The organism is Bacillus sp. FSL K6-2819, from assembly GCF_038008305.1.
In the GTDB taxonomy this organism is placed as follows: Bacteria; Bacillota; Bacilli; order Bacillales; family Bacillaceae; genus Bacillus; species Bacillus amyloliquefaciens.
On the sequence record NZ_JBBOYV010000001.1, the window covers coordinates 248,774 to 272,104 of the forward strand.

A 23,331-nucleotide genomic window follows, 5' to 3' on the forward strand; every position below is an offset into this window, starting at 1 on the left:
TTTGATGGATGGGGTTTTTTTGTATCGTTAAGGAGGTGATGGCCATGGAAAGTGACTGGAGACGGACCGAAAATCAAAAAAGGAGGGATATTCATGGTGATCGCAACCGACGATCTTGAACTCACTTGTCCGCATTGTGAAGGAACCGGCGCGGAGAAAGAAGGAGCGCCCTGCCCGAAGTGCGGAGCGAAGGGCGTCATTTTGACGGCTCAGGGAAACACGCTGCTGCATTTTATCAAAAAGCATATTGATCAGTGAAATCAAAGAAAAAAGGCCGTTATCCGGCCTTCAGGCTGTCGAGAAAATCTCGACAGCCTTTATTTCTCCTTAAAATATCAGACGGTGTCTTTCTCACGTTCCACACAAGAAACGCTTCTCAAAACACAGCCGAATTCGTTCTGCTTGACCAACTCGCCGAAGAGGATCACCTGCTTCGAAATATATAGACTTCTCTCATCGTTGAAAAGGCCAAACCTTACTACAGCGAAAATAAAGGCCGCCCCTCACTTGATCCGCTGATCTTATTCAAAATGATGTTGAAGATTGCCGCATACCTGCCAAGCAAGGCCAGGCATGTGGGAGTGCTTTTTCTGCGCCTGAAAAAGAAACAGGACAAAACAAAAAAGCTTGTAGAAAAACATCATTTTCTATACAAGCTGCTTTTTCATTCTTCAAAATAAGGATTCACATGAATGAGCACTTCTTCAACATCTGAAAAGTGTCTTTTGATTTCATTTCGGATTTCGCGGGCAATATCGTGTCCCTGCTTAATCGTCAAATCATGATCCAAAGATAACCGGACATCAAGCAATTTATAGTGGCCGTGTTCTCTCGCTCGGATTTTATCGAGCCGTTTGACTTGAGGACAATGCAAAATAACCGCTTTATATTCCTCTATCAGTTCGGGATCAACACTTTTTTCCATGAGAACGTCAACAGACGGCCTGATTAATTCCATTGAAATCTTAAAAATGAGGTACGCCACGATAACACTGGCAATTGCATCGGCGTACAACAGATAGGACCATCCGCGGGTGTTCCCGATAATCGCCAATAGGACGCCGATAAAAGCGGCAAGAGAGGCAACGATATCGCCTTTATGATCGTATGCAATCGCTATAACCGCTTTACTGTTCCATTTTTCCCCTTGTTTGATCGAATAACGATATAAGATCTGCTTAGCCACGTAGGATATCAGAGCCGCAAACAATGCGCTGTATTGCGGGATGCTTGGACCTTCAACAAAGGACGAAATCGCTTCTATTAGAATATACACGGAAACGAGCACTAATATGATTCCTACAATCGCTTCGCTGATGACCTCAGCTTTGCCATGCCCGAAAGGATGGTCTTGATCGGGCGGCTTATTAGAAATGCCGATGACGGCCAGGACAGCAATCGAAGCCACGACATCCGCTGCAGAATGTATACCGTCGGCAAAAACTGCTTCACTATCGCCTATCAGTCCAAAAAAGATCTTTCCTGCCATTAAGATCAGATTGGCTATCAATGCAATCAAAGCAACTTTTTTGCTTATTTGTTCTCTTTCACTTGCCATTTTTTCCTCCTATAAAACTGCACAAAAAAATAGGGGCGCTTTTGATGCGCTCTCCGTATCCTTTCTTGTGTAATCACTTTGCTTATCATACCAATTCAGTTTCGAGTGGGTCTATAGCAAGGTTGTTTCCTGTTTACTAATAAATAAGGTGACAGAAAAAAAGTTGGAGCAGGGCTAAACCATACACAGACAAAATTACGCTGAATTTAAAAATGAACTGTTGACATTTGAGTATTTATCTTATATTATTATCTCGAATTCAAGATATTTTAATTCAATATAACTTAATTAGAGTGCAGGATAAGAACCTGCCGGTCGTTTGAATCACGAAAAGATCAGTGAAGAGAACGTTTCGTTTTTTTGATCATATGTTATTTGATTTTTTATATCATAATATCTCGAATTCGAGATAAAGGGGGTACGAGGGAAATGGCTGAATTTGTACAGCTAGTGAATGAAAGAAGATCTGCAAGCAACTTTCTTCCAGATCATCCAATCACAAGAGATTGTTTGAATTGGTTGCGTTGGCTCCATCAGCTTTTAATTTGCAGCATACAAAATATGTGACGGTTCTTGACCCGGATGTGAAAGAAAAGCTGAAGCAGGCCGCAAACGGACAATATAAAGTGTTTAGCTCATCAGCGGTGCTTTTAGTTTTAGGGGATAAGCAGGCATATCAGAAAGCGGCTGACATCTATGAAGGATTGAAGATGCTGGGGATATTAAATAAACAAGAGTATGATCCATGGTTCAAGACACCGTTTCGTTTTATGAAAACAGGGGAGAGCCATTTAAGAGAGATGAGGCGATAAGAAATGCTTCACTTTCTGCGATGATGTTTATGCTGAGTGCTAAGGAAAAAGGCTGGGACACCTGTCCGATGATAGGGTTTGATACTGAAGCCGTGAAACAGATTTTGAATATAGATGATCAATTTGAGATTGTCATGATGATTACAATCGGGAAAGAAAAAACAGAAAGCAGAAGGCCGCGCGGCTACCGAAAGCCTGTGAATGAGTTTGTGGAGTATATTTAAATACTTGTAAGGGAGCGGATAAAAATGGCTAAAAAAACGATGGGAATACATCATATTACAGCAATTGTCGGTCACCCTCAAGAGAATGCTGATTTCTACGCTGGAGTGCTGGGGCTGCGATTGGTCAAGCAAACGGTCAATTTTGATGATCCGGGTACGTATCACCTTTATTTTGGGGATGAAGGCGGGAAGCCGGGAACAATCATCACATTCTTTCCGTGGGTGGACGCCCGTCAAGGCATCATTGGAGACGGACAGGTTGGCGTGACATCTTACGTCGTGCCAAGAGGTGCTATGTCATTTTGGGAAAAGAGACTTGAAAAGTTCAACGTGCCATACACAAAAATCGAGCGTTTTGGAGAACAATATATAGAATTTGATGACCCGCATGGCCTGCATTTAGAAATCGCGGAAAGAGAAGCAGGGGGGACCAATACGTGGACTTTCGGAGATGTAACCCCGGATGTTGCCATTAAAGGCTTTGGCGGTGCAACCCTGTTATCAGCACAGCCTGAAAAAACAGGTGAATTGCTAGAAAACATCATGGGGCTTGAGCGAGTCGGCAAAGAAGGAGACTTCGTACGTTATCGTTCTGCCGGTGATATCGGAAATGTGATTGATCTTAAAATAACGCCTATCGGCCGCGGACAAATGGGTGTCGGCACGGTCCATCACATCGCTTGGCGGGCTCAGGATGACGAAGATCAATTAGAATGGCAAAGATTCATTGCTGCGCACGGCGGTTTACTTCAGAGAACATGGGGAAATCTTATTTGAGATCGCAACTGATCCGCCGGGCTTTGCCCATGATGAGTCACAAGAAACAATGGGCGGAAAATTGATGCTCTCTGAGCAGTATGAACCGCATCGGGCTCATATTGAACAAGGGCTGCTGCCGTTTGAAGTGAGAGAATTAGATTGATTTATAGATGAACATGAAGCATGAAGAAAAATAAAAGACATACATTTAACAGATGTTTGCTGGAAGTGACCGTTGGTAAACAAGCTGCCTTGCAGCACATCATATAATATGAAAAATAAGGGGAGATAAAAATGGAAGATGCAGGATTGTTGCTTATTCGAATCATGATTGGTGTGGTGTTTCTGTTTTATGGATCACAAAAATTATTTGGCTGGTTTGGCGGATACGGGATTAAAGGAACCGGACAATGGTTCGAGTCAATTGGAGTTAAACCAGGCAACGCCGCGGCCGCTTTATCAGGTCTCGGGGAACTCGCAAGCGGAATTTTATTTATTTTAGGTGTATTCCTCCCGCTTGGAGCTGCTATCATAACGATCATTATGTTAGGTGCCATTGTAAAAGTTCATGGAGCGAAAGGGTTTGCGAACGGTGCAGGCGGTTTTGAATATAACTTGGTGCTGATTGTAGTCTCCATCGGAGTTGCACTCATCGGTTCAGGGGCGTACGCTGTGCATTTTTAATATAAGTATCTAAGAACAGTTACCGAAAAGCGGTAACTGTTCTTTCGTTTTGGAATTTTAAGCATCATTTGCGGGTGCTCTGCAAAGCAAAAAAACGGATATGATCAATATAAATGTGTATAGTGAATGTACGAGTATTGATGAGTTTGGTCATGAAAGACGAGCCGATTTGAAGGAGGGTTTTGATGAAAGAGCTGACAGACTTACATTCATTAGATTCTATCGAGAATTTTATTAAACAGCATCAATTCAGTTTTATCTACATTTCAAGGCCCGCCTGTACAGTATGTCACGCTGTTCTGCCGCAGCTCAGAAAAGTATTGGATCAGTTTCTAAAAATCAAATTGGGGCATATCAATGCTGACGAGGTAGAAGAGGTTGCCGGCAGATTTTCAGTCTTCACTGTCCCCGTGCTTCTTTTGTTCATTGATGGGACTGAGTTTCTGAGAGAAGCCCGCTTCGTTCATTTTGAACAGCTCGAAGAAAGGCTGAAAAGGGTTTATCAGTTATATCAAGATGTATAAAGCGTTTATACTTTACAAATAAAAAGCCCCCTTTAAGGGGATCAGGCTGTCGAGAAAATCTCGACAGCCTTTATTTTTTCCTTAAAATATCCATTCCCCTGTCATAAAATAAAAGAAAGAATTTGTTCTGCTTGACCAACTTGTCGAAGAGGATCACCTGCTTTGAAAAATTGATAAATACATAGACGTTACCGCCCTACCCGAGGGTTGTTTCCAAAATTGAAATTTCATTATGACAGTGAACAAGACAGATCCATTTGTCTAAATCACCAAACGCTTACATACGCAGCAACTGACCGAAAAGGATATCGATCATATAAATCAAATCCTGAAATCTGTTCCGCATGCCCATTCTCGAACAATGCACAAGATCAAAGAACCACCAAAAGGTCATCACCCGACATGTATGGGAGGATGATAAAGAAAAGGTCAGACAAAATCGTTTGTCTGTTTCAGGAAAAAACCTCTGCAAAAAAAGAAAAAATCGAGCGAAGCTTTGCAGATTCAAAACAGATGCTTCGCTATTGCTGGTTGGGAAAACAAAATGTGAGGGAACAAGTTCTCCTCACAGCCGCATGCCAGAACATGAAGAAGATTGCCGCATACCTAGCCAAGGCATGTGGGAGTGCTTTTTCTGCACCTGAAATCAAATGAATATGGAAAGAAACAGTACAAAACAAAAAAGCTTGTAGAAAAAACATCATTTTCTCTACAAGCTGAAGGCCGTTATCCGGCCTTTTTTGCGTTATTCAGATCGGGGCTCTAAAAAACGGGACCCGCCCAAGTCTTTTCTCATCAGATAGATATGGAAAAAGTATTCTCCGACAGCAATGATGATGGCGGAAATAAGAGCGGCAAACGCCAGTCTTCCTCCTGAAATGCCCATGGACAGCGGCATTCCCATCAGCCATACAACAAGAAACGCGATTCCGAAATCAGCGGACGCCGCCGTAATGTTATTCCATCTTGGCAGCACGTAAAGATCGCCCGTAAAGTAGGAAACGGCTCCCAACACAATGGTCATCAGCAGCACGTCGCCGAATGTAAAGCGGAAACCTAAGCCCAGTATCAGATACAGAATAATGATGGTCATAATGCCTTTAATGGCAAGCGCTTTAATGTGCTCCATGCGAATTCCTCCTTATGGAAATCATGTTAGTATGTTTCCTCATCATGTGAAATATAAACCTTTTTTTCGTGAACATTTGTTTTCTGGCTTTTGTCTGTCATCACTAGGCCGCGGCTGAATATGATGAAAGGAGTAAAAACGGGAGGTGTCATGATGGCAGTCGTAAAAGCGTCGAGCGCCGATGTCGATCTAATGGCAAGGCTGCTCAGGGCGGAAGCGGAAGGCGAAGGAAAGCAGGGAATGCTGCTGGTCGGCAATGTGGGAATCAATCGGGTGCGGGCGAATTGTTCTGATTTTAAAGGCCTGCGCACCATTAGGCAGATGGTATTTCAGCCGCACGCGTTTGAAGCGGTGACTCACGGATACTTTTACCAGAGGCCGCGCGAATCCGAGCGGAGGCTTGCCCGCCGGACGATTAATGGTGAACGGTTTTGGCCGGCTAAATTCAGTCTGTGGTATTTTAAGCCGCCGGGAGACTGCCCGCCGACTTGGTATAATCAGCCGTTTGTCGGCAGATTCAAGTCCCACTGCTTCTATCAGCCGACAGGCGAAACATGCGAAAACGTGTACAATACATTTTAATCCCGGATGCACCGTTCTTGGAATGAACGGTGTTTTTTTAATTTCTTGGGAAGAAAAATAGGAACAAAGTGCGCTTGACGGATGAAAAGCCAAAAAGAAACAGAGGGGGATTTCTCCCGGCTGGGCAAAGGTTTGTCGAAACAATGTGAAAAATGTCTCCCGCCGTTCATTTTCCGGCCTTACAAATCCTTCACACTCTTCATAGCGGTTTAACATTTCTTTTTTATAATGAGGGCGATCAATGAGAAGAAAGGGGAACTGACATGACACATGACGGCCGTTTAGATGAATGGATCAAGGAATTGGAGAACAAAAGCTTTCAGAACAATACGTTTGACCGCCGCGCATTTATACAGGGCGCGGGGAAAATCGCCGGCCTTTCCCTCGGGTTAGCGATCGCGCAATCCATCGGCGCGTTTGAAGTGAATGCCGCTCCGAAATTTTCTAACTATCCGTTCACCCTCGGCGTAGCTTCCGGCGACCCGCTGTCTGACAGCGTCATTCTCTGGACGCGTCTTGCCCCGGACCCGCTGAATGGGGGCGGCATGCCGAAGCAGGCTGTGCCGGTAAATTGGGAAATCGCCACTGATGAACATTTCCGCCATATCGTCAAACGCGGAACGGAGATGGCCAAGCCGAATCTCGGACACTCCGTCCATGTCGAAGCGGACGGGCTCAAGCCCAATAAAGTGTACTATTACCGGTTTAAAAGCGGGCATGAGCTCAGCCCCGTCGGCCGGACGAAAACGCTACCCGCCCCCGGTGCTGACGTGTCCGCCATGACGTTTGCGTTTGCCTCATGCCAGCAGTATGAACACGGCTATTATACGGCGTATAAGCATATGGCGAAGGAAAAGCTTGATCTTGTCTTCCATCTCGGAGATTACATTTATGAATACGGACCGAATGAATATGTGTCAAAAACGGGGAATGTCAGGACGCACAGCAGCGCCGAAGTGTATACACTGGCAGATTACCGCAACCGTCACGCCCAATACCGCTCTGATGCCAATCTGAAAGCCGCCCACGCCGCATTTCCGTGGGTCGTGACATGGGACGATCATGAGGTGGAAAACAATTATGCCAATGTCATCCCTGAAAAAGGCCAATCGGTTGAAGCGTTTGTGCTCAGACGGGCCGCAGCTTATCAGGCTTATTATGAACACATGCCGCTCAGGCGCATGTCACTGCCGAACGGTCCTGATATGCGGCTGTACAGGCAATTCTCATATGGCAATTTAGCCTCGTTTAATGTGCTTGATACAAGACAGTACAGAGATGACCAGGCCAACGGAGACGGGAATAAGCCCCCTTCTGATGAGTGGAGAGACCCGAAACGCACATTGATGGGGACAGAGCAGGAGCAATGGCTGTTCGAAAATTTAGCCGCCTCAAAAGCGAAGTGGAATGTGCTGGCGCAGCAAATCTTTTTCGCGCAATGGAATTTCGGAACAACCGCCAATCCGATATTCAGCATGGATTCATGGGACGGCTACCCGGCTCAGCGGGAGCGGGTCATCAATTTTATAAAAAGCAAAAATCTGAACAATGTCATCGTGCTGACGGGTGATGTTCATGCAAGCTGGGCGTCAAACCTGCATACCGATTTTAATCAAACGAATTCAAAGATTTTCGGAGCCGAATTCGTCGGGACTTCCATTACATCTGGAGGAAACGGGGCGGATAAACGGGCCGATACGGATCAGATCTTAAAACAAAACCCGCACATCAAGTTTTTTAACGATTATCGCGGCTATGTCCGCTGTACGGTGACGCCCGCCCAATGGAGAGCGGATTACAGAGTGGTGCCGTATGTGACGGAGCCGGGGGCTGAGGTATCCACACGGGCTTCCTTCATTTATCAGAAAGACCAGACGGGGATTCGGAAGGTCTCTCAAAACGCGGTTGCGGGAGGCTTAAAGCAGTCAAACGAAGTGGAAGAGGATCGATTCTTCGCCCATAACAATGCGCACGAAAAGCAAATGAGAAAGAAACGGGCCAAAATCTCACAATAAGGGGGCACACTCATGTTTTCAAATATCGGCATTCCCGGGTTAATCCTGATCTTCGTCATCGCTCTCATCATTTTCGGACCTTCAAAGCTTCCGGAAATTGGCCGTGCAGCCGGCCGGACGCTGCTTGAATTTAAAAGCGCCGCAAAAACACTGGTCTCAAATGAAGAGCCGGACAAGCAGACGGCTGAGAAAGATAAAACGGCAGGCTGAATCATGACACGGGGGCAGACGAATCCGCTTCTGCCCCTTCTTTCATATAAGGAGGATGTACGATTGGATAAAAAAGAAACCCACTTGATCGGGCATTTAGAGGAAATCCGGCAGCGTCTCATTAAAACCGTCATCGCCTTTCTCGTGTTTTTTATCGGCGCCTGCTGGTTTGTACAGGATATTTATGACTGGCTGATCAAGGATTTGCCTGGCAGACTGGCCGTTTTAGGCCCGAGCGAGATTTTATGGGTGTACATGATGATTGCGGGAATTTGCGCCATTACGGCAACGATTCCGGTTGCCGCCTTTCAGCTCTGGCGTTTTACGGCGCCGGCCTTGACCGCGTTTGAACGCCGCGCCGCTTTGCTTTACATTCCGGGGCTTTCCGTTTTGTTTATCATCGGAATTTCCTTCGGGTATTTTGTGCTCTTTCCGATTGTGCTCGGATTTTTAACACAATTATCCGCCGGCCACTTTGACATGGTATTTACGGCGGATAAGTATTTTACCTTTATGCTTAATCTTACATTGCCGTTCGGGTTTTTGTTTGAAATGCCTCTGGCCGTCATGTTTCTGACGCGTCTGGGGATCGTAAACCCAACCCGGCTGGCGAAGGCGAGAAAGCTTTCGTATTTTTTGCTGATCGTTGTCTCGGTGCTGATTACGCCGCCGGATTTTATGTCTGACTTTCTCGTCATGATTCCGCTGCTCGTCCTCTACGAAATCAGTGTGACGCTGTCCCGCATCGTTTACCGAAAGAAATGGGCCGAGACGCCGTCTGCCGCTTAGTGAAGCTCGCCTCCGCCGGTCTCAATATCGTCCTCATGCACCGCGGCGGTCACCGCGGCGATTTTGAGCGCTTTTGTGATGTGATCAAGGCTGAGGCTCGGCGCGGATTTCTGCAAGGTTTGCTCTGGAATGTACGGGATGTGTATAAACCCGCCACGGATGTGCGGATGATGACGGCTGATTTCATCCATCAGCCCGTAAAAGAGATGATTGCATACAAACGTCCCCGCCGTGTAGGATACAGCCGCGGGAATGCCTTCTTTTTTAATCTCCTCAACGATCCGTTTGATCGGAAGGCCGGTCCAATAGGCTGCGGGACCGCCTTGAGAAATGTCTTCCCCGACAGGCTGGTTTCCTTCGTTATCCGGTCTGCGCGCTTCATTCAGATTGATCGCGACCCGTTCCGGCGTGATCTGCATTCTGCCGCCCGCCTGTCCGACACAGATGATAATGTCAGGCTGATGTTTCTTTATCGCCTCGCGCAGCACGGCAAGGGACTTGTAAAAAACGGTCGGAACTTGTTCGGATACGATAGAGGCGGGGCCTTCAGCGGCACCATTCAGCCGTTTGACCGCTTCCCATGAAGGATTGACCGTCTCCCCGCCAAAGGGGTCAAAGCCTGTAAGCAATACTTTTTTCTCCATCAAAAAACCCTCCTTTTCTTTTTACCATACTCTATAATGGACATATATTCCTGCCGAAGGGGGAAACATGTCTTGAATTCGCCTCTACTGCAATACCGATCTGTATTTCCGGTGCTCCAAACACATACGATGCTCGCGAGCTGCTCTCAAAGCGCTCTTGCCCGGCCGGTGTCAAAAGCGATAACCGATTATCAGGAAAGCCTGCTTCAGTACGGAGGAAATTGGGAGGAAGCCATCGGCCGCATGGAGCAGGCAAGATGTGAGTTTGCGAAATTGATCGGCGCCCAGCCTGAAGAAATTGCCGTTTTACCTTCAGTAACGGCTGCCGCCTCTGCCGTCGTTTCCGCTTTACCAGATTGCCGAAAGAAACAGGCGGTGTATACGGAATTGGATTTTCCGGCGATCGCTCACATTCTGAAGGCTCAGACTGGGATGGAGCTTTCAGTGATTCCGTCTGAAGAAGGAATGATTCCGCTAGAGCGGTATGAGACGTATATTACGGAGCAGACGCTTTTCACCTGTGTGCCCCATGTGTCATTTACATCCGGTTTTGTCCAGGATATCAAGCGCATTGCGGAGATATCCGCAAAGAAGGGATCGCTTCTTTTTGTCGATGCTTATCAATCGGCGGGGCATGTCCCGATTGATGTGAACGAGTGGGGAGTTGATATGCTGGCCGCGGGTGCGAGAAAGTATATGCTCGGCATACCGGGGACGGCGTTTCTTTATGTCAGAAAGGAACTTGCCGAACAACTGAATCCGAAAGTCACCGGGTGGTTCGGGCAGCAGCGGGCGTCGATGCTGGATTTGACCCATTTTTCTTATGCTGACGGAGCCAAACGCTTCGAGACCGGAACCCCGGCATTTATCAGCATATATGCGGCACAGGCGGCTTTATCCCTTTTAAACGATATCGGCACAGATTACATTCATCAAGAAGTAAAAAAACTCAGCGCATTTGGGTACGAATACGCTTCTGAAAAAGGGCTGCGCCTCGCAGGCCCGACGTCTGCCGATGACAGGCCCGGCATGATTTCCATATGGGATGAAAAAGCGGCGGAAACGGCTGCGTTTTTGAAACGGAAAAACATCGTAGGCGCGCTCAGCGGGCAAATCATCCGGCTGGCGCCGCATTTCTATAACACGGCCGATGACCTTATTTATGCGATTGATGAACTGGCTAAAGCGCGCGGTATATAAAAAACAGCAGACTCATGGAGAGTCTGCTGTTTTCTTATGAGTGATTCACTTTGACCCGTTTCATAAAGAAAGCGCTGATCAGGCCGATCACGGCGACAATCATTGCGAAGATAAAAGCGTGCTGGACGCCCGCAATCAGCGCGTGGGAGTATACGGAAGGATCATTTGGATTTTTCACGGTGCTCATATAATCCTTCTGACCGGCCGCCATGATGCTGACCGCCACCGCAGTGCCGATTGCGCCGGCCATCTGCTGGAGCGTATTCATAATGGCCGTTCCGTCCGGATAAAATTCCGGCGGCAGCTGGTTTAACCCGTTCGTTTGCGCCGGCATCATGATCATGGAAATGCCGATCATCAGGCATGTATGAAGCACGACGATCAGAAGGGCCGTCGAAGCGCCGGTAATGTTTGAGAAAAACCAAAGCACGGCTGCCGTGATGACAAACCCGGGAATGACAAGCCACCTCGGCCCGTATTTATCAAACAGACGCCCTGTCACCGGAGACATAAAGCCGTTTAAAATACCGCCCGGCAGCAGGATGAGACCCGACGTAAACGCCGTCAGCATCAGTCCGCTTTGTAAATACATAGGCAATAGAAGCATTGTTGATAAGATAACCATCATACAGATAAATACAATCACGACTCCGAGAATAAACATCGGATAGCGGAAAGCGCGCAGATTCATCATCGGCTGCTTCATTGTCAGCTGCCTGATGGAAAATAAGATGAGCGCTATCGCACCGACAGTGAGCGAACCGATAACCGTCGGGCTTGACCAGCCGCCTGATCCTTCGCCCGCATTGCTGAAACCGAAGACGATGCCGCCGAATCCGATCGTAGACAGAATAATTGAAAGCACGTCAATTTTCGGCTTTGTAATGTCTGATACGTTCTGCATGTAGGCGATTCCGAATAAAAGAGCCAAGACAAGAAACGGCAGGGAAATCCAGAAAATCCAATGCCAGTTCAAATGTTCTAACACAAGCCCTGAAAAAGTCGGACCGGTCGCAGGGGCGAACATGATGACAAGCCCGATCGTCCCCATCGCCGCTCCGCGCTTATGCGGCGGAAAGATGACGAGAATCGTATTAAACATCAGCGGCAGCAGCAGCCCGGTTCCTAAAGCCTGTACGATTCTTGCCGCCAAAAGAAACGGAAAGCTTGGCGCAAGGGCCGCAATCAGCGTACCGACAATGGAAAAGGCGAGTGACACGATGAACAGCTGCCTCGTCGTAAACCATTGCAGCAGCAGCCCCGAAACCGGCACAAGAATACCGAGAACGAGCAGGTAGCCCGTCGTCAGCCACTGGACGGTCGCAGGAGTGATATGCAGCTCCTTCATCAGGTCAGTCAGGGCGATATTCAGCGCCGTTTCACTGAACATGCCGATAAACCCTGCCGTCAGCAAAGAAATCATGATCGGCATGACTTTATATTGTTTGGAAGGTTGAGCGTTTTCCAAAATCATTCTCCTCTCTTACATACGTAACATGTCTCTCGTATTTTATGTCCTCAGAAGGCTGGGGATTTGTTTTGAAATATGGATGATCGGCATTTTGTCTTTTTTGGCTAAGGACAAAATGATGCCGCCTTCTATCATGGCATTTAAAACAGTGCTGATTTCCGCCGCTTTTTCATCAGAAAAACCGGCAGATCTCAATTTGCCCGCGAACAGATTCTCCCATTCCTGATAAGCGCACTGACAGGCCTGCTGGAGTTTTTCGCTTCTTAAAGCAGTTTCGGCAGCCAGTAAACCGACAGGAAACCCTTCGAAGTTCTCCGGACATGTAAATTGGCGTGATAAGTCCTGTAAAAACGCTTGAATGCTTTCCGCAGGATCAGGATAGGCATCAAGGCTTTCTTTTATTTTCATACGGATATAATGGCTCATTTCATTGACAGCCTCAATGGCGAGCTGCTCTTTGCCGTCCGGAAAATGATAGTAAAGAGAACCTTTCGGCGCACCGCTTTCTTTAATAATCTGATTCAGACCCGTGCCGTAATACCCCTGCAGCTGAAACAGCTTGGTTGCCGCGGCGAGTATTTTTTCACGAGAATCTCCATAACTCATTATGTTCCCACCTTACTGATTGATGACAAATTTAAATATAGTGACTGGTCTATTATCGTGATTTCACATGGCGGTGTCAAGGATTTTTGAAACGGATCTTTTCTCAGGAAGATTCAAAAATCGTTAAGGCATGCTGTTTTTATATGATGGAAGAACAAAAGCAGGGATAGGGGGAGTTTTCTCTTCATGCCTGACAGCTTCAAATCCTCTCAACTCTCAAACAGCCGATGCTCAATGCATCTAGGAAAAGAGAACCGGGCGCTCTATCCTTTTTTTGATTGCCGTATTAAAGCATAATCGTGCTATCGGAAAGGGGCGACTTTCTTATTTTTCCGCTCTTATTTATTTGTAGAAAACAGTAAATAATACACTATTTTTTCCTTTTCTCCTCTAATAGAATGAAAATTGCAAAAATATTACATAGCAGGAGGAAAGTTCATGAAACAAATAAAAAGCAAAATCCTAGCCATCCTTACAGTTTTGTATGCTGTCCGTCATTTCCGTATTTGCCTTCCAGCCGACCGTATCAAAAGCCTCCTCAGGTCATAATCCGGTTGTCATGGTCCACGGAATCGGCGGAGCGTCCTTTAACTTCGCGGGAATCAAAACGTACTTGGCATCCCAAGGCTGGGTCAAGAAATGAGATGTACGCCATTGATTTTCTGGACAAAACCGGAAACAACAGACACAATGCGCCGAGACTGTCAAATTACGTGAAAAAAGTGCTCAGCGAAACAGGCGCGAATAAAGTCGATATCGTCGCGCACAGCATGGGCGGCGCCAACACACTCTATTACATTAAAAATCTTGACGGCGGGGACAAAATCGCAAACGTCGTCACACTCGGCGGAGCGAACGGCCTTGTGACCAACAGAGCGCTTCCGGGAACTGATCCGAACCAAAAGATTTTATATACATCAATTACAGCTCAGCGGACTTAATCGTCATGAACCCGCTGTCACGACTGATCGGCGCGAGAAACGTGCAGATTCACGGTGTCGGGCACATCGGACTTTTAATGAACAGCCAAGTAAACGGGCTGATTAAAGAAGGTCTGAACGGCGGCGGGCAAAATACGAATTAACAGATTCAGAGCCCCGGACATAGAGAATTTCCGGGGTCTTTTTTTTCTTCCATATTCTTTTTTCGCCGTAAACCAAGCCCTCTGAAGTTATTTTTGTTAAAATAATAAAGTTATATCAGAATTCGGAGGGTTTATTGTGGGAAAAGTGAAAAGAAATGCCCCTTGCCCATGCGGCAGCGGGAAGAAATATAAAAAATGCTGCGGAAGTAAAGCAGCTGACATTCCGGCAGACATCGCGGCAAAAGAAGCGAAACAGATTCAGGAAAGCCTAATGGAGTACGCCTTTACAGCACATAGAGACGGCATTTCATCATTTATTAACCAGCACGAGTTCATTACGGAGCTGGACAGACAGACAAAAGACATCGGCGTCTTCAACCTTGGCATCTGGGGAATTTTCTTCCGGCCGCTGGCAGGCGGCAAGACGATTTTTGAAGAATATCTTCAGAAAAAAGCCGGCGGCATCAACCGCCCGAAAACTCGGGAAATCGTTGAATCATGGAAAAGCATGACACCTGCCGTTATGGTGCTTGAAGATGTGAAAGAAGGAATGATTCACTTTGAAGATGTCATGACGAAAAAACAATTCAAAGTGGAAATGGACGTCAGCCAGCAGGATCTTCCGCCGGCGGGAAGCCTGATTCTCGGCTATCCGATCCACGAAGCGGAAAAAGCGGAGTTCTTCATGCAGTTTACGATCTTCCCTGTGAAGCGGACCGAAGCTTTGATCAGCAAAGTGAAAAAGGCGGCGGCCCCGGCCCTTGCGGAAGGAAAATCGCCTGAACGCTTTATGCAGGAGAACTTCGACACTGTGCTGGCCGCTCTTTTAGGAACGGCGGAAGAGCCGAAGCCGGCTGCTGAAGAAACACAGGCGGAGTGGGCGAATGACATGGAGAAGGAAACGGCGGACGCCATTGAAAAAGGTCTGAGCGGGGATGAATACCCGGCTGAGCTGGTTCCGGCCGTTATTGATCTGTGGAAAACATTCTGTGTCAAAAAAACACCGACGATCAGAAAGCCGGAAGCCTTCGCGGCAGCGGTCGAATATTATGTGAACAGCATTTCTCTGAACGGCGCGTCCGTTTCTCAAGCCAAGCTTGCGAAGAAGTACGGCGTCAGCGCATCAACGATTTCCAGCCGCTACAAAGAAATTGAAGGCGCTATGCAGGATGAAGCTGATCGCTTCGCCGCGGCTCTGACATCTTAATATCTTAATAGACGGCAAAAAAACCTTGAAGGGCAAACGCTTTTCAAGGTTTTTTCTATTGATGCGCCCTCAGGAAGGATAATTCCTGCCGGCTATCTAATAATAAAAAGAGCGATAACAGGAAGGGGATGGAACCATGGATGAGACACGTGCGCTGGGCAGGACGGATTTACGGGTAAAGCGTATCGGCTTTGGCGCAAATGCGGTCGGAGGACATAACCTGTTTCCGAATCTTAATGATGAAACGGGAAAAGAACTCATCCGCACAGCTTTGGATGGCGGCGTCAATTTTATTGATACGGCGTTTATATACGGCTTGGGACGTTCCGAAGAGTTAATCGGTGAAGTTGTCGCAGAGCGCGGCGTGCGGGACAGCCTCGTGATTGCGTCAAAGGGTGCGCATAAAGAGGTCAACGGACAAATTGAGCTGGACAACAGCCGTGAATTTCTTCGGAGTGAGGCGGAAAAAAGCCTGAAGCGGCTGAAAACAGATGTGATTGATTTGTATTACGTTCACTTCCCTGACGGCAAAACACCGCTGGCCGAAGTGGCCGGCACGCTGAAAGAACTGAAGGACGAAGGGAAAATCAGAGCAATCGGCGCCTCCAATCTCAGCTTCCGGCAATTGCAGGAGTTCAACGCTGACGGCTATTTAGAGGTTTTTCAATCGGAATATTCACTGATTCAGCGCGAGGCGGAAAAAGATCTGCTGCCTTACTGTGAAAAGAACGGCATTTCCTTCATCCCTTATTTCCCGCTTGCTTCCGGCTTGCTGACAGGAAAGTTCACAAAAGACACAGTCTTTGAGGACAGCCGAAAGAACAGGCCGCCGTTTCAGGGAGAAGCTTTTCAGCAAAACTTGGAGAGAGTGGATAAGCTGAAGGCCGTTGCGGAAGAAAAAGGCGTGCCTGCAGCGCATATCGCACTCGCATGGCTTCTCTCGCAGCCGGCTGTGGATGCGATTATTCCCGGAGCCAAACGCCCTGACCAGCTGAAACACAATCTGGGCGCGCTTGATGTGCAATTAACCGAAGACGAGGTTCAATATATCAGTGACATCTTCAAGTGAAAATAAAAAAGGAAATAGCCTGCGCTATTTCCTTTCTTGCTGTCAGGACGTTTTCAAAAACGCTTCTGTCAATCCTTCCAGGTCGGCGTCTGTGTCCAAATACCACTGGCCGCGGGCGTTTTTCTTCATTTCGATTTCTTTCGTCACGGAAGAAGAAGCCGGTTTCAGGCGCATAAACTCTTCTGGATAGACAGAAAGCAGATGGCTGACAATTTCGTTTTCATCAGCATCGGGATGCTTTCCGGCATAGTCCTGCACACGGTCTTGCAGCCGGCCTGCAAGCGGAGACATATCAAGCGGCGTCACTTTTGCTTCCAGGACGGCTTTGCCGTCTGACATGGATTTGGTTTGCACCTTGAGTTCTGTGTGATCACGCAGCGCTGATGACATGGCGTCAATAATAGCGGAAATGGCTTTTGAGTCGGCTTGTTCCTTCGAAATGCCTGCTGAAGCGATAAAGCTCGCTTTCGCCGATTCCTGGTATGCGGCGGCTGTCATTTTTTCATTTACACCGGTCAGGCGGGTGAAATCTTTATTATGCCGGCCGTACAGCATCACATCAATGTATGCGGATAATGCGTCCGCCGGATCGGGTTTTGCTTTCGGAGCTGTGCCTTTGACTTTCAGTTTATAAGATAAAGGCTTCGCGTCTTTTGCCTGCGGCTGATATACCAATTCATATGATTTGCCTTCGTCAGCCGTGAAGTACAGACTTCCCGTCACTGTCTTGTCCGCATGAAGCGTGCCGCTTTGCATCCGGTCTTCCTTATCGGCCGCAGCTGTTTTCGCGTCATTCTGATAAAGCGAGAAGTCGCTGCTTTTGACGGTAAGCGGATCATTGCCCGTATTTTTGACAGTGACCGTTACTTTCAGTGCGGTCGGGTGTTCAGCATCGTCTGAAGTCACCCAGGCCGTATCTTTTATTTTTACTTTCGCCGTGCCGCTTTCCTTGCCGCCGCTTGTTTCGCTGCTGCAAGCGGCGGTAAATGCCGTGAGAAGCAAAATGAAAAACACGGCGCTCATTTTTTTAATGGACATCTTGTTACCCCCTGTTGTTATGATGGTTGATTCAATAGTCATATAGATGAACAGGTTAATTATACTAGTTTTGTATAAAAGAGTCTTGATCTTTTTGGAAGAAAAGGAAGTGTTATGATGAAGAAAGAAGAATTGAAACAGCTGGCTCTCAGAATCGGAAACGTACCTCCTGGCTACGAGAGTAATGTGGAAGAATACCAGGAAGATGAGGTTCTGTTTTGGTGGGAAGACAAGAACGATCCGGAAGCCGGCATCATGGTCGAATTGGAACCGGACGGAAAACTGAAATACTTATCCCGTCCGGCTTTCCGGACTGATCTTGCTCCTCTTTTGGAAACGGACATAGAAGAACGGATGCGGGCGTTTTTAGAAACCCATCGTCCGGGGGCATTGGCTGAGTTCGAATTGGAGAAAAAAAGCTCCGTAAATGATGGTGATGTAAGATATTCCTATGTTCAGATGGCTTACGGTCTGCCGCTTCCGCTGACCGGGTTTTACGTCGACCTAGCTGTGACAGGGGAAGTAACCGGCTTTTCGTACCAAGGGAAGGCCGATGATCTGTTAAGACCCGGGACAATTGCGGACAAGCGGGAAGCATCGGCTCATTTTGTCAAACAGATTGAAGCAGAGCTGTTGTTCACCGTACTGCATCAGTCCGTCTATGTGCAGGGGGATGACAAGCCCCATCTCGTCTATGAAATCGTGTCTCCGACGCGGCCGATATCTGCTGACCTGAAGGAAGAGAATGAAGAAATAGAAGAGTATGAAGAGCTGGAACACAACACGCGGCCGTATGTCTCGATTTCACGCCCTGAACCTGAAGCGGAAAAGATGAGCATCAATGACATGATCGGGCTGCATGACGGTTTTTATAAAGATAGGGAAAGCGATCTTGGGGACGGCTGCATCGGCATAGCGTGGCGTCGTGAAAAAACAAAATCCGCACGGGAAGATAAAAGCTTTGAAAGTCTGTTTAAAGAGCGGAATGAACATGTATTGAAAACAAGGTATGATAAAGAATCAGGCCGGCTCACCGGGGTGATGTCATTTATACAAGAAGAAGGCGAACCGGTGTTTTCCGAGGAAGAATGCCATCACATGGCCATCCGCTTTTTATTCGCCATGTTTCCGGAAGCGGATCAGTATTTCCGGGTTCAATATGATGAGCCGGATGATGAAGGAGAAAACGCGGGACTTACATATAAGGCCTGTTCGGGCGGCGTTGATTTGCGATTCGGAGAAGGAAGAATCTGTGTCAGCAAAAAGACGGGTCTTGTCACTTTTTATATGCCGCCGGAAATTGATCCGAAAGAGCTTGAGAATATCGATCCCGTTCCTTCATTGACAATGGAAGAGGCGAAGGATGCGATTCGCCGGAATATCAAAGCAGAGCTCGCTTGGGACCGTTACGATGACGGCAGCGGCAGAAATGTGTACAGGCTCGTATACAAGCCGGTTTTCCCGCGGTTTATTGAGGCGCATACGGGGGAAGCGATCATGAGTTTAATAGGCTGAAGGTCATAGGTGTTCGGTTTGGGGGTTTTAAGTGACATGTGACATTTGTATGAAAAATAACCGCCCTGAATACGGCTCTTTCCCCTCTTTGCTAAAAATAGACACATAAAAGGCACTTTCTTCCCTTTAAAAGAATAAGGTCATTTTTATATAATAAAAAACAGTTCTTTTTTATACACTCTTCCTGAAAGGATGACCCCATTGCTGAAAGAACATCTGAGAAAAAAAGCGCTGGAGATTGGGAACATACCGCCGCACTATGAGCTTGAAATAGAAGACTTTGATGAAAAACAAAAAACGAGAGCCTATTATATATGGAAAGATCGTAACCATCCGGAAAAAACGGTAACGATTGAGCTGGGCGGCGACGGATCTTTGCTTACATATTCACGCAATGACTGTCCGGGTTCAGACCTTCAGTTGTCAGACGCCGAATTAAAGCTGACGGCTCTGCGGTTTGCGGCCAGACACCGCCCGCTTACTTTTATGAAGTTCACCTTTCAGGCGAGGGAAGAACGAAATGGGTGCATCCGTTTCATCTATACAAAAAAAGTGCTCGGCCGGCCGCTCCCCGATTCGGGTTTTTTCGTTGATGTAACCGAGAGCGGCTTCATCGTGCAGTTTCTCTATTACGGGGATAAGGGTGAAGCGCCCGTCCCGGAAACCTTCGTCGATCAGGAGAAGGTGATCTCGCATTATATGAGCGGGCTGACCTTCAGTCTCGTCTATGACGTTGTCAATTTTGAGAAAACGCCGCGCCTTGTCTACGAACCGATTCTCCCGGCTTACAGCTATCCGGCCGGAGAAGATGATATCGTGCCGGATCAGCCGTTTTGCGAGGACAGGAACGAATCGGCAAAACCGCTTCCCGCGCTTGAACATAAACGGGAAGTCAGCATCGATGAATTGATGGGATTTACCGCGGATATGATTCAGACGCGCCGGCGCGATCTCGGGGATGAGATCGGAACGACATGGCGGAAAGGGGCAGTCCCGGAACGGAAAGATTTGAGTATAGAAAGCTATTTTGAAAGCAGCAACAAAAATACAATGAAGATGAAAACGGACAAAAAGACAGGGAAGATGACAGCCTTTAAATCTTTTATTGAGCATGAGGGCCCGGCCTTTTATTCAGCTGAAGAATGCGAGGAAACCGCGCTTCAATTTTTATACAAGCTTTACCCGAGAGCGGACGAGTTTTTTAAAATGAATCCGCTGAAAACGGACGGGAGGGGACGGTTCCGCTACCATTTTTCCGTATGGCATCGGGATATTCCGCTTCGGTTCGGTGCTGCGAGAATACTTGTCAGTCCCGTAACCGGGCTTGTGGAAGCTTACATGGCGCCTGATATTGATCCGGAGCAGTTAGAGCAGATCAATCCGGTGCCGGCCGTTACTATCGAAGAAGCAAAGTCCGCTTTTTTATCTGATTTTCATCTGCAGCTGGAGTGGCAGCGCGATTTTACGCCGTCCGGCAATGAAGGATATAAGCTTGTGTACAGGCCTGTATATCCTCCGTATATTGATGCGCATAAGCAAAAAAAGAAAAGGTTTTATTAGCCAGGGATCATTTGTAAATGAGGATAATCTTTAAAGTTTCTCCAATCGCCTCCCCAATCAAAACCGAGCGTTTTGGCAATCGATACGACCTCAAGCCAATCGGGCCTGCCGTTTTGGTTTCCGTCGTACGTCATATCCCAAATCAGGCTGCCATCCTTTTTTTGCAGGGCGAAGTCGATGGCAAGGCCGTAATTGTGATATGATTCTCCGCCTTTTGCGTAGGTGACGATATTTCCTTTTTTTGAACGTCCTTGACGGTACAATTCGTTTTGTTCCTCAATTGATCTGAAACCCTCTGTAATCACGACGGTGATGCCTTTTTTCAGAGCGGCCGTCTGCAATAATTCCGCATTTTGTTTAACGAGCGGATGAAGAGCATTTGGAATGCCCCTCTCTTGTAACGCCGTTTGCGGCCTCAGCTCTTTCTGCACATAGGAAAAACATAGGTCCGCGGAAAAGAAGAGGATCAAAAGCAATGCTATTCTGACTGGTAATCTCATGGTGAATTCTCTCTTTCTTTAATTGATTAAAATCTTTGTTTGCTCACTGTCATAAATTTGCTATGATAAAATATAACATAATTAGTAGCCGGAGGAAGGAGGCAAATCTATGAAATCCAAGATTCCATCTGAAGAAGTAGCCGTAAAGATGAATGAATGGTATAAGCTGATCCGCGCGTTTGAAGCCGATAAAGCTGAAGCGCTGAAGCGGGAGATTCAATATGAACTCGAAGATATGGAAGAAAATCAGGATTTATTATTGTATTTTTCATTGATGGAATTTAGGCATCGCATCATGCTGGATAAATTAAAACCCATGAAAGACGGCGACTGCCAGCCTCCGTTCTCTGAAATGCTCACTGAGATTGAGATGAACCAGCAAAAGCTGACCGGCTTACTGGAATATTATTTTTACTATTTCAGGGGAATGTATGAATTTAAGCAGAAAAACTTCATCTCAGCGATTTCTCATTATAAACGGGCTGAGGAAAAACTAGAATATGTGGAAGATGACATAGAGAAAGCCGAGTTTCTGTATAAAATTTCTGAAGTGTACTATCATATCAAGCAGACTTTCTTTTCGATGAATTACGCGGGACAGGCGCTTGATATTTACAAGAAATATGAATTATACGGAATGAGAAGGGTGCAGTGCAAATTTATCATTGCCGGTAACCTGATGGACGCCCAGCAGCATGAAAAAGCGCTGGAATACCTTGAATGCGCCTTGGAGCACGCGGAGCGGCTTGATGATCACTATATGATTGCTGCGGCCTATTATAATATCGGGCACTGTATGTACAGTTTGGGTGACTTTTGCAAGGCGGCGGAAGACTTTGAACGAGCGGCTGCCGGTTTTGAAGCGCACAGCTTCCAGCAGGTCATCCAGGCTGTTTTTTCACTCACGCATATCTACTTTAAAACGGAAAGATACAGTGACGCCGCCGCCAGCTATGCGCGGGGCATGAAAAGCGCGGCGGAGTGGGAAGACGAGATCTATATGACAAAATTCCGTCTGATTAAGGAGCTTTATCAGGGTGACGGCGGACAGGATTCGCTCAAAGAGTATTTTGACATTCTGGAATCAAAGGAGCTGTTGGCCGACACTGAGGAACTGCTTCAGGACGCGGCTCATTTCTTTCATAAACGGGAGAACTACAAAGCGGCATCTTATTTTTTCAGCAGGCTTGTCGGCGTGCAAAAAAGGCTGCAAATGAACAATTACGCATAATGAAAAAGAACGGGGGAGCTTCGGTTTCGTCGTTCTTTTTATGATCCCTTCTGTTTTCAGCCGGTCAAAACCGGGTACATGCTCTGTATTAACATCAGGGAGGAAATGAGACAATGTATCAGGATTTACAGGGAAAAACAGCGATCGTAACAGGTTCTTCGAAAGGAATCGGAAAGGCCATTGCCGAACGCTTCGGCAAGGAGCGGATGAATGTAGTTGTGAACTACCTCGGTGATTCCGCCGGAGCAGATGAAGCGGCTGACTTCATTGAGAAAGCGGGAGGCCGAGCTGTCACCGTAAAAGCCGATGTATCTTCAGAAGAAGGGATTCAGGCGCTGTTTGATGCCGCACAAGAGCACTTCGGCGGTGTGGATGTGATGGTCAACAACTCCGGCTTTAATGGCGCCGAAGCGATGCCCCATGAAATGAGCCTGGAAGATTGGCAAAAGGTCATCGACGTCAACGTGACCGGCACCTTTTTGGGGGCGAAAGCGGCCCTTAACCATATGCTCCAGCGCGGGACAAAAGGAACGGTCTTAAACATATCGAGCGTCCATCAGCAAATACCGCGTCCTGAAAACGTGCAGTACGCAACATCAAAAGGCGGGATCAAAATGATGACGGAAACGATGGCGCTCAATTACGCAGACAAAGGCATCCGGGTAAATGCCATCGCTCCCGGCACGATCGCCACGGAGTCCAATGAGGATCTGCAAGATGAAACACACAAACAGACCCAGCTGAAAAAAATTCCGATGAACGCCTTCGGAAAACCGGAAGAAGTCGCCGCGGCCGCCGCATGGATGGTGTCGGAAGAAGCAAGATACGTGACCGGAACGACACTTTTCGTCGACGGAGGCATGACGCTTTATCCGTCTCAGCTGGAAAGGTAAAAGAGGAGGGGAAACCTTCTCTTTTTT

At 47.2% G+C, this 23,331-nt stretch carries 22 protein-coding genes, 4 pseudogenes and 1 other annotated feature (1 of these 27 running past the window's edge); of the genes and pseudogenes, 19 read left to right on the forward strand and 7 right to left on the reverse strand.

Going from position 1 to position 23,331, the window contains the following annotated elements; all coding sequences use genetic code 11:
* Positions 1 to 5: a binding site (T-box leader), on the forward strand (it extends 247 nt beyond the left edge of the window).
* 88 nt (positions 6 to 93) lie between these two features.
* Both MHH91_RS01375 and MHH91_RS01380 read left to right on the forward strand, forming a co-directional pair.
* Complete coding sequence (locus tag MHH91_RS01375; protein ID WP_013350899.1) at positions 94 to 258, forward strand: tryptophan RNA-binding attenuator protein inhibitory protein; 165 nt, start codon at positions 94 to 96, stop codon at positions 256 to 258.
* A gap of 140 nt (positions 259 to 398) precedes the next feature.
* A pseudogene (locus MHH91_RS01380) lies at positions 399 to 536 on the forward strand (IS5/IS1182 family transposase); the annotation flags it as partial.
* Between the two features lie 128 nt (positions 537 to 664).
* Here the strand turns inward: MHH91_RS01380 and MHH91_RS01385 are convergent.
* On the reverse strand, positions 665 to 1,558 hold the full coding sequence (locus MHH91_RS01385) for a cation diffusion facilitator family transporter (RefSeq protein ID WP_013350900.1): 894 nt from the start codon (positions 1,556 to 1,558) through the stop codon (positions 665 to 667).
* 429 nt (positions 1,559 to 1,987) lie between these two features.
* Between MHH91_RS01385 and MHH91_RS01390 the strand changes: the two are divergent.
* The 5 genes and pseudogenes from MHH91_RS01390 to MHH91_RS01410 all read left to right on the forward strand — a co-directional run bounded on the left by MHH91_RS01390 (position 1,988) and on the right by MHH91_RS01410 (position 5,215).
* Positions 1,988 to 2,594, forward strand: a pseudogene (locus MHH91_RS01390) (nitroreductase family protein).
* A 24-nt stretch (positions 2,595 to 2,618) separates the two neighbouring features.
* Positions 2,619 to 3,516: pseudogene (locus tag MHH91_RS01395) on the forward strand (ring-cleaving dioxygenase).
* Positions 3,517 to 3,647: 131 nt separating this feature from the next.
* Positions 3,648 to 4,037: a DoxX family protein gene (locus tag MHH91_RS01400; RefSeq protein ID WP_013350903.1), complete on the forward strand. Its 390-nt coding sequence runs from the start codon at positions 3,648 to 3,650 to the stop codon at positions 4,035 to 4,037.
* 185 nt (positions 4,038 to 4,222) lie between these two features.
* Positions 4,223 to 4,561, forward strand: a complete 339-nt coding sequence (locus MHH91_RS01405; RefSeq protein ID WP_013350904.1) for a thioredoxin family protein — start codon at positions 4,223 to 4,225, stop codon at positions 4,559 to 4,561.
* 219 nt (positions 4,562 to 4,780) lie between these two features.
* The gene (locus MHH91_RS01410; protein ID WP_076983823.1) at positions 4,781 to 5,215 is read left to right on the forward strand and encodes a transposase; all 435 of its coding nucleotides are present in this window, start codon (positions 4,781 to 4,783) and stop codon (positions 5,213 to 5,215) included.
* A 91-nt stretch (positions 5,216 to 5,306) separates the two neighbouring features.
* Here MHH91_RS01410 and MHH91_RS01415 read toward each other — a convergent pair whose 3' ends face one another.
* A complete protein-coding gene (locus MHH91_RS01415; protein ID WP_013350905.1) occupies positions 5,307 to 5,690 on the reverse strand; it encodes a DUF2512 family protein in 384 nt (127 codons plus the stop codon).
* Positions 5,691 to 5,843: 153 nt separating this feature from the next.
* On the opposite strand from MHH91_RS01415, the gene MHH91_RS01420 reads away from it, so the two are divergent.
* From MHH91_RS01420 to tatC, 4 genes are all read left to right on the forward strand, one after another.
* The gene (locus MHH91_RS01420; RefSeq protein ID WP_013350906.1) at positions 5,844 to 6,272 is read left to right on the forward strand and encodes a cell wall hydrolase; all 429 of its coding nucleotides are present in this window, start codon (positions 5,844 to 5,846) and stop codon (positions 6,270 to 6,272) included.
* A gap of 263 nt (positions 6,273 to 6,535) precedes the next feature.
* On the forward strand, positions 6,536 to 8,287 hold the full coding sequence (locus MHH91_RS01425; RefSeq protein WP_014471400.1) for an alkaline phosphatase D family protein: 1,752 nt from the start codon (positions 6,536 to 6,538) through the stop codon (positions 8,285 to 8,287).
* Between the two features lie 12 nt (positions 8,288 to 8,299).
* A complete protein-coding gene (locus MHH91_RS01430; protein WP_003156681.1) occupies positions 8,300 to 8,497 on the forward strand; it encodes a twin-arginine translocase TatA/TatE family subunit in 198 nt (65 codons plus the stop codon).
* A gap of 63 nt (positions 8,498 to 8,560) precedes the next feature.
* Positions 8,561 to 9,286, forward strand: a complete 726-nt coding sequence (gene tatC, locus MHH91_RS01435; RefSeq protein WP_013350908.1) for a twin-arginine translocase subunit TatC — start codon at positions 8,561 to 8,563, stop codon at positions 9,284 to 9,286.
* On the opposite strand, the gene pcp is transcribed toward tatC, so the two are convergent.
* Complete coding sequence (gene pcp, locus MHH91_RS01440; RefSeq protein WP_014471401.1) at positions 9,283 to 9,930, reverse strand: pyroglutamyl-peptidase I; 648 nt, start codon at positions 9,928 to 9,930, stop codon at positions 9,283 to 9,285. The two genes, tatC and pcp, sit on opposite strands and share 4 nt — an antisense overlap.
* A 72-nt stretch (positions 9,931 to 10,002) precedes the next feature.
* On the opposite strand from pcp, the gene MHH91_RS01445 reads away from it, so the two are divergent.
* Entirely contained in the window at positions 10,003 to 11,130 is a 1,128-nt protein-coding gene (locus tag MHH91_RS01445; protein ID WP_014471402.1) for an aminotransferase class V-fold PLP-dependent enzyme, read from the forward strand.
* A 34-nt stretch (positions 11,131 to 11,164) separates the two neighbouring features.
* Here the strand turns inward: MHH91_RS01445 and lmr(B) are convergent, their stop codons facing one another.
* Complete coding sequence (lmr(B), locus tag MHH91_RS01450) at positions 11,165 to 12,604, reverse strand: lincomycin efflux MFS transporter Lmr(B) (protein WP_038462575.1); 1,440 nt, start codon at positions 12,602 to 12,604, stop codon at positions 11,165 to 11,167.
* A gap of 36 nt (positions 12,605 to 12,640) precedes the next feature.
* Positions 12,641 to 13,207: a TetR/AcrR family transcriptional regulator gene (locus MHH91_RS01455; RefSeq protein WP_014469693.1), complete on the reverse strand. Its 567-nt coding sequence runs from the start codon at positions 13,205 to 13,207 to the stop codon at positions 12,641 to 12,643.
* Positions 13,208 to 13,645: 438 nt separating this feature from the next.
* Between MHH91_RS01455 and MHH91_RS01460 the strand changes: the two are divergent.
* From MHH91_RS01460 to MHH91_RS01470, 3 genes and pseudogenes are all read left to right on the forward strand, one after another.
* A pseudogene (locus tag MHH91_RS01460) lies at positions 13,646 to 14,291 on the forward strand (esterase/lipase family protein).
* A gap of 136 nt (positions 14,292 to 14,427) precedes the next feature.
* Complete coding sequence (locus tag MHH91_RS01465) at positions 14,428 to 15,498, forward strand: helix-turn-helix domain-containing protein (protein ID WP_013350913.1); 1,071 nt, start codon at positions 14,428 to 14,430, stop codon at positions 15,496 to 15,498.
* A 136-nt stretch (positions 15,499 to 15,634) separates the two neighbouring features.
* Positions 15,635 to 16,567: an aldo/keto reductase gene (locus MHH91_RS01470; protein WP_013350914.1), complete on the forward strand. Its 933-nt coding sequence runs from the start codon at positions 15,635 to 15,637 to the stop codon at positions 16,565 to 16,567.
* Between the two features lie 42 nt (positions 16,568 to 16,609).
* On the opposite strand, the gene MHH91_RS01475 is transcribed toward MHH91_RS01470, so the two are convergent.
* Positions 16,610 to 17,605 carry a DUF5105 domain-containing protein gene (locus tag MHH91_RS01475; RefSeq protein ID WP_013350915.1) on the reverse strand — a complete coding sequence of 332 codons (996 nt, stop codon included), beginning with the start codon at positions 17,603 to 17,605 and terminating at the stop codon, positions 16,610 to 16,612.
* Positions 17,606 to 17,722: 117 nt separating this feature from the next.
* Between MHH91_RS01475 and MHH91_RS01480 the strand changes: the two genes are divergently transcribed.
* A complete protein-coding gene (locus MHH91_RS01480; protein WP_014469698.1) occupies positions 17,723 to 19,120 on the forward strand; it encodes a YcdB/YcdC domain-containing protein in 1,398 nt (465 codons plus the stop codon).
* 201 nt (positions 19,121 to 19,321) lie between these two features.
* Positions 19,322 to 20,680, forward strand: a complete 1,359-nt coding sequence (locus MHH91_RS01485; protein ID WP_014469699.1) for a YcdB/YcdC domain-containing protein — start codon at positions 19,322 to 19,324, stop codon at positions 20,678 to 20,680.
* Here MHH91_RS01485 and MHH91_RS01490 read toward each other — a convergent pair.
* A complete protein-coding gene (locus tag MHH91_RS01490; RefSeq protein ID WP_014469700.1) occupies positions 20,677 to 21,180 on the reverse strand; it encodes a M15 family metallopeptidase in 504 nt (167 codons plus the stop codon). The genes MHH91_RS01485 and MHH91_RS01490 overlap by 4 nt on opposite strands.
* A gap of 109 nt (positions 21,181 to 21,289) precedes the next feature.
* On the opposite strand from MHH91_RS01490, the gene MHH91_RS01495 reads away from it, so the two are divergent.
* Both MHH91_RS01495 and MHH91_RS01500 read left to right on the forward strand, forming a co-directional pair.
* A complete protein-coding gene (locus MHH91_RS01495; protein WP_013350919.1) occupies positions 21,290 to 22,411 on the forward strand; it encodes a response regulator aspartate phosphatase in 1,122 nt (373 codons plus the stop codon).
* Positions 22,412 to 22,524: 113 nt separating this feature from the next.
* Entirely contained in the window at positions 22,525 to 23,304 is a 780-nt protein-coding gene (locus MHH91_RS01500; RefSeq protein WP_013350920.1) for a glucose 1-dehydrogenase, read from the forward strand.
* Positions 23,305 to 23,331: the final 27 nt, after the last annotated feature.